At 65.1% G+C, this 6,000-nt stretch carries 5 protein-coding genes (1 of these 5 only partly in view); 1 reads left to right on the top strand and 4 read right to left on the bottom strand.

Annotated features, from left to right (window positions below; translation table 11 throughout):
• From OC537_RS19540 to OC537_RS19530, 3 genes are all read right to left on the bottom strand, one after another.
• Positions 1 to 976, bottom strand: the 5' portion of a protein-coding gene (locus OC537_RS19540; RefSeq protein ID WP_262113754.1) for an NAD(P)H-dependent flavin oxidoreductase. It extends 71 nt beyond the left edge of the window; 976 of the gene's 1,047 nt are visible here — the first part of the coding sequence; it begins with the start codon at positions 974 to 976; the stop codon falls past the left edge of the window.
• Positions 973 to 1,254: a Pathogenicity locus gene (locus OC537_RS19535; protein WP_106884869.1), complete on the bottom strand. Its 282-nt coding sequence runs from the start codon at positions 1,252 to 1,254 to the stop codon at positions 973 to 975. The genes OC537_RS19540 and OC537_RS19535 overlap by 4 nt, the downstream gene beginning before the upstream one ends.
• A gap of 70 nt (positions 1,255 to 1,324) precedes the next feature.
• Positions 1,325 to 1,966, bottom strand: coding sequence for a ribonuclease T2 family protein (locus OC537_RS19530; protein WP_262113751.1), 642 nt, complete (start codon positions 1,964 to 1,966; stop codon positions 1,325 to 1,327).
• Between the two features lie 233 nt (positions 1,967 to 2,199).
• Here OC537_RS19530 and OC537_RS19525 point away from each other — a divergent pair, with 233 nt between their 5' ends.
• Positions 2,200 to 2,760 carry a carbonate dehydratase gene (locus OC537_RS19525; protein ID WP_106884870.1) on the top strand — a complete coding sequence of 187 codons (561 nt, stop codon included), beginning with the start codon at positions 2,200 to 2,202 and terminating at the stop codon, positions 2,758 to 2,760.
• Between the two features lie 66 nt (positions 2,761 to 2,826).
• On the opposite strand, the gene OC537_RS19520 is transcribed toward OC537_RS19525, so the two are convergent.
• The gene (locus OC537_RS19520; protein ID WP_262113749.1) at positions 2,827 to 5,901 is read right to left on the bottom strand and encodes a cytochrome c peroxidase; all 3,075 of its coding nucleotides are present in this window, start codon (positions 5,899 to 5,901) and stop codon (positions 2,827 to 2,829) included.
• Between the last annotated feature and the right edge of the window lie 99 nt (positions 5,902 to 6,000).

The following is a 6,000-nucleotide window of genomic DNA, read 5'->3' as shown; positions in this document are numbered from 1 at the left end:
CATTCTGTCCGGCCCAGAGTGGCGAGAAGCCGCTGTCACCGACCTTTTCAGCGGCGGCGCGCAACGGGGCCAATGCGCCGCTGGCATGGGGGAAGTCAGGAGACAGCGCCGAGAGAGGGCCGAGCTCCCGCATCAAACGATTCACTATTCCCCGCGCCGGACGGCCGCTAAACAGATTGGTCAGTGCGGTGTGCTGGCCATTGGCCACCTGCAACGCCGCACGGTGCAGGGGCGAGGTAGTTGCCTCATGACAACAGAGGAATGCCGTGCCCATCTGGACTGCGCTGGCCCCCAGTGCCAGGGCGGCCTTGATCCCCTTGCCATCGACTATGCCCCCGGCGGCGATGACAGGCAGATCCACTGCCGCCACTATCTGTGGCAATAGCGTGAAGGTACCCTGTTGCAGACTGAGATCCTGGCTCAGGAAGTGGCCACGATGCCCTCCCGCCTCCAGCCCCTGGGCTATGATGGCATCGGCGCCATGGCGCGCCAGCCAGTGCGCTTCCGCTACCGTGGTTGCGCTGGCAAAGACGCTTGCCCCCGTGGCTTTCACCCGGGCCAGCAACTCGGGCGCAGGCAGACCGAAGTGAAAGCTGACCACGGCGGGTCTGAACTCGCCAAGCAGGACGGCGTGCTCCGCATTGAAGGGGGCGCGGCCGGGCGCCGTCGTCTCGGCTCGGGCATCCACCCCGAACTCGGCATAGTAGGGAGCCAGCGCCTCTCGCCAGCGCTGCTCTTCGGCCGGATCAGGCTCACTCTGTCGATGACAGAAGAAGTTGATATTGAAGGGGCCAGGACCACTGGCCGCCAGCTGTTCCAATGCCTTGCGCAGCTCGGCCGGGCTGAGCATGGCAGCAGGCAAGGATCCCAGGGCGCCCGCCCTCGTCACCGCCATGGCCAGTTCAGTGTTCTGCGCTCCGGCCATGGGCGCCTGGATGATGGGGTAGCGCATCCCCAGCTCGGCAAACAGGCTCATGCGCCGGGCTCTCCTTCTGTGACGGGGGCAGCCATGTGACTGCGCGCCAGCGCTATGGCGCCGTCTATGGCCCCTCTGGCCTGCGGGCTGTTCTGCCAGCAGCTCGAGCCCAGCATGCTGGCCACCAGCCGGACTATGTGGCCGGTATCCGCCTCGGCCAGCTCACTCAGGGTGTGGTACCCCAGCTGTTCGAGCCGCCCTATGACGGTGGGGCCCACCCCTTTCACCCCGAGCAGCAAGCTGCGTTCCCGTGCCGAAAACTGTTTCACATCGCTCATTGCAGGACTCCTTTCCGATGGCTGTAGTTGCACATCAGGCCCGCAAGGGGCCCGATGAAGAGAGAGAAGGCTAACGCACGCTGCGCAGCAGGAAATTCGGCTGGCCGCAGGAGCGACGCTCCCGCTTTTGCATCTCGTCCGAGCAGGGGACGGCATCAGTCCCTTCCTTGTTGATACAGATGTAGATCTCCCGCAGGAAACGCCCACCATCGGCGCAGGCGATGGTGATGCTGTCCGGCGCCAGCCAGTCGTTGGCACCGGCCAGATCCGCCTTGAGCTGGAAGCGGCTCTTGCGCAGCGGCTCGACCGGGGATTGGTAGGCCGCCGGGATCCGCACCTTCTGGCGCAGATCCCTGGCCAGTTGATGGAATGCCTGCTGACTCAGGCCGGAGCAGGTGCCGTGCTTCTCCCACTCATGACCATAGAGGAAGCGGCTGGGATAAAGACCTGCAAAATCCTGCTCCATGGCGGGATCCAGTCGCTCGCGGGTACAGTTGCCGGGGTAGCCACGCTGGTATTGGGGCCAGAGCCCGTGCAGCACGAAGCCCAACTGCCGGCTGCACTGCTCTCGATCGGCTGGCTTGATGGCGCAGTGCTCAGGTGACCAGGAGAGCGCCAGGGCGTAGTAGTCAAACTCACCGGGCCATCCCTTGGCCTGCGCGGCCTGGGCACACAGCAAGAAAGCCGCCAGGAGCAGCATCATCTTCTTCATGTCATCGTCTCCGTCATCCCAATCAGGCCCGCTTCAGGCGAGAAACAGGGCCTGTCGTCAGACCCCATGCTCCCATACAAGGGAGTCAAAGAACAACCATGTGAAATGCCCTTATCAAGAGTGGGTCAGACCAGTAAAGGGTTCCCCCTCCCGGATCAGAGGCGTAAGCTGATTCTCCGGCGAGCCTCTGCGTCCCGCCATTTTCCCCGATTTCATCAGCAACAGGACATGACATGATCCGCAAGAATCCCTCTGGTCACCTTCCCGTTATCGACGAGTCCGCCTACATCGACAAGACCGCCATCATCTGCGGCAAGGTGATCATCAAGGAGAATGTGTTTGTCGGCCCCTACGCCGTGATCCGTGCCGATGAGGTGGATGAGAGCGGCGACATGGAGCCTATCGTCATCGGAGCCAACTCCAACATTCAGGACGGCGTGGTGATCCACTCCAAGTCCGGCGCCGCCGTCACCATAGGCGAATACAGCTCCATCGCCCACCGCAGCATAGTGCACGGCCCCTGCGAAGTGGGTAACCGGGTCTTCATCGGCTTCAACAGCGTGCTGTTCAACTGCCACATAGGCGAGGGCTCAGTGGTGCGTCACAACTCGGTGATCGACGGCTGCGATCTGCCCCCCGGCTTCTATGTGCCCTCCACCACCCGCATCAACCAGCAGAGCGATCTGGCCCAGATCCCCCGCGTCACCGTGGATGCCACCGAATTCTCCGAAGACGTGGCCCACACCAACATCGACCTGGTCAAGGGTTACAAGGCACTCTCCAACGAGTTCTGAGTCCTGGTATGACAATGAACAACGGGCGCCGCAGCGCCCGTTGTTCGTCATCCTGGCATGCCGGAGTTAGCGGGCCCGCACGCAGACGGCCCCGTGAGCCTCCTCTGGCAGATCGCCCATCACCTCGCCGTAACCCAGATCGAGCAAGGGTGCCTCCCCCTCGTCATTGGGAGCGTCACTGCTCCAGACCCGGCTGTAGAGCGGCCAGCCATGCTCCGTCAGCAGCGTCATCTCTTCGCCGGCCTGATGATAAGTGGCAAACAGGCTCGCCAGCTCATCGGCTCCCGGCAGGCGCCAGTCATCGTGACCGCGGGCCACCAGTTGCTGGCAGTACTCACGCGCCCGCCTCTGGCTCATCACCACATAGTCGATGGCAAAGGGGTTGTAGTCCCCGTCCTCATCCCTGGCGCTGCCATCGTAGTCGATGCCGATCCGGTCGGCCTCGGCACGGGTCAGCGGGCAGAGGAAGGAGAGCGCCCCCGCCGCCAGTTCGGGTTGATGGCAACCCAGGCCAAAATCGGGCTGGGCATCCACCACCTGCACCGCCACCCTGAGGGTGCGACTCCCCGCGCTTAGCTGCACGCCGGCAGACCCCACGGCCAGGGCTGTGATGACGCCACTATCATCGACCCTCAGCCACTCGGGTTGATCGCTGCGCCATTGCACGACCTCGTACACCGGAGTCTCGCTGCCGTCACTCAACCGCAGGCCAGGTTGCAGGGAGAGGCTCTGCCCCACCTCCAGCCGGGGCTGGGCGGGCGTCACCACCAGCTCGACCGGGATGGCGCCGACGGCCTCATCATCATCCACCTGGCTCAGTCCCAGCTCGGCCACTGTGGCCGGGGTGCGCCTTGGCTCGGCGGAGGCACTGCGCAGGAACTCGCCGATGGCCTCCAGCTCGTCGTTGGAGAGCCCCAGGGCATGAAGGCGATCCGAGGCCTTGGGGAAGAAGGGATCGTGTACGTCCACCCCGGTCGGGAAGCCGACCCCGCTGCTCCACTTGGTGACGCCGAAGTTGTACATGGCCACCACCCCCTGCACAGAGCCACCTAGCCGCTGGGCCAGGATGGGGAAGACCCCGTTGTGCATATAGGGGCCGGTGAAGGCCACGTCCCTCAGGCTGGGGGTCTTGAACAGCCCCATGTCTGCCTTCAGCCTGGTCTGCAGGAAGCGGCCCCTGTCCTCGAGGTTGCGGCCGTAATAGGTCAGCCCCAGGCTCTCGAACTTGTGCTGGCTCAGCAGGGGGCCCGAGTGGCAGTTCATGCAGCGCCCCTCGGTGCGAAACAGGTGCATGCCCCACAGCGCCTTGTCGCTCATAGCCTGCTCATCCCCCTTGACGAAGCGCTCCAGCGGGCTCTCGCTGCTGATGATGGAGCGCTCGAAGGTGGCGATGGCCTTGGCGACCCGATCCAGGGTAATGGTCTCGTCGCCGAAGGCGGCGGCAAAGGCGGCCGGGTAGTCGCTGCTGGCCCGCAGCCGTGCCAGCAGTTCGTCGTGATCGAGGGCCATCTCCACCGGGTTGCTGATGGGATGGAGCGACTGTTCCTCCAGGGTGGCGACCCGTCCGTCCCAGAACTGGCTGCTGCTGTAACCGGCATTGAGGATGGTCGGGGCATTGCGGGTCCCCTTCTGCCCCAGATGGCCGACCGAGACGCTCAGGCCATCGCTCCAGCCTTTTTGCGGATCGTGACAGCTGGCGCAGCTGATGTCGCGGGCCTGGGATAGCTGCTTGTCGAAGAAGAGTTGCTGGCCCAGCACCACCTTGGCCCGGCGGTAGGGGTTGTCGACCGGGAAGGGCATGGCGGGCAGGGGGCCCAGTTCTTGCCACTCCACCCCCTCGTCCACCATGGCCGCCGGCCACTGACCCGGGTCGCCGGCATATTGGGCCCGCAGGGAGGCCAGATCCGGCATATCGCTGCTGCGCGTCACCGAGGGGCGCAGCGGATAGGGGGAGAGCGCGAACCAGAGCAGACTGGCCTCCCCCTCATCGCGCCACGCCTTGGTCAGCGGCTGGTAGAGCCGCGCCAGCCCGGTGCCATCTTGCAACCAGATCCACTCGGGCAAGGGGGTGGTGAAGGTGTTGGGATAACGCCACCCCAGCTTGTCGCTGCCAAGCAGGCGCTCGAATTCGGCCAGGGTCGGCAGACGCCATGGCTGCTGGCCGCAGCTGCTCGGCGGCACCAGCGCCGCTCTCGTGACGTGGGCCGAGGCGGCAAAGCCCTCCCCCGGCAGCCAGAATTGGCTGCCCTTGACCCCGGTGGCGGCACGGGCATCGTGCAGACAGTGCCAGGCTCCCCGAGTCAGCAGGCGACCCTGCTCATCCAGTCGCAACAGCTCGGCGGTCTCCGGCTCCTCCGGCATCACGGGACTGGCCGGATAGAGCTGCAACCGGGCGGCCTGGATGGCCTCCCCGTTGCTGCGGCTATACCAGTTGCGGGCGGCGCTGTCGTCCCGCAGGGCCAGCAGCATCTGCCAACTGTCGGGATAGTTGAGCTCGGCCCCCAGCCGCTGGGCTCGCAGCAGGGCAGCATACTCCTGCATCTCGGCCTGCTGTTGCAGGCGGATCTCGCCGGTCAGCCCCCACTCCGCCATCTCCAGCACAGCGTCCCCGTTGCGATCCGCCAGCAGGAAGAGTGCCGTCTCCTCCTCATCGAGCCGCAGGGAGGGAGCGGCGGCGCGCCGGGCCCGGGACTCACCGGCCGCGAGATCCGCCACCCGGGCCGTGCTGGCCCTCAGTATGTATCCCTCCTGCTCCCCGACAAGCTCAAGGGGCGCCGCTAGCAGCAGACCCGCAGGCAGCGTCAGGGTCGGGTTGCCCTGACCGCTCAGGGTTGTACTTGTCTCCATGCCGGTGGCGCGCTGGCGCAGGCTCAGGGTAGCCCCGGATGCCAGCCGCTCGCCGATATCAATGGTCAGGGTCAGCTCGGCCCGGGTATGGGTCTGCTCCGGGGGCGTCACCGGCGGGGTGACAGGCGGCGGGATGACGGGCGGTGTCACCGGAGGCGTGACAACGGGAGGGGTGACAACAGGAGGCGTGACAACAGGAGGCGTGACCGGCACGTCGGGATCCTGGCCCTCGCTGCGGTTGTCATGGCAGGCACTCAGGACCAGCAGGCTGGCCAGCAGGAATATGGGTTTCATCGTGTTGATTGGAGTGGTCGGACAAGCCGGCGATTATCCATTCAAATGCCAATCATTATCAATTGCTTCTTGGCAATATATTTATAGTCTGGCGTCAGG

Source organism: Aeromonas sp. Marseille-Q5825 (assembly GCF_946892685.1).
GTDB classification, from domain to species: domain Bacteria; phylum Pseudomonadota; class Gammaproteobacteria; order Enterobacterales; family Aeromonadaceae; genus Aeromonas; species Aeromonas rivipollensis.
This window is presented reverse-complemented; position numbering and strand designations above follow the sequence as displayed.

Coding starts and splice junctions, on each gene's coding strand:
- OC537_RS19535 (WP_106884869.1), bottom strand. CDS start 1,254: ATGAGCGATGTGAAACAGTTTTCGGCACGGGAACGCAGCTTGCTGCTC.
- OC537_RS19530 (WP_262113751.1), bottom strand. CDS start 1,966: ATGAAGAAGATGATGCTGCTCCTGGCGGCTTTCTTGCTGTGTGCCCAG.
- OC537_RS19525 (WP_106884870.1), top strand. CDS start 2,200: ATGATCCGCAAGAATCCCTCTGGTCACCTTCCCGTTATCGACGAGTCC.
- OC537_RS19520 (WP_262113749.1), bottom strand. CDS start 5,901: ATGAAACCCATATTCCTGCTGGCCAGCCTGCTGGTCCTGAGTGCCTGC.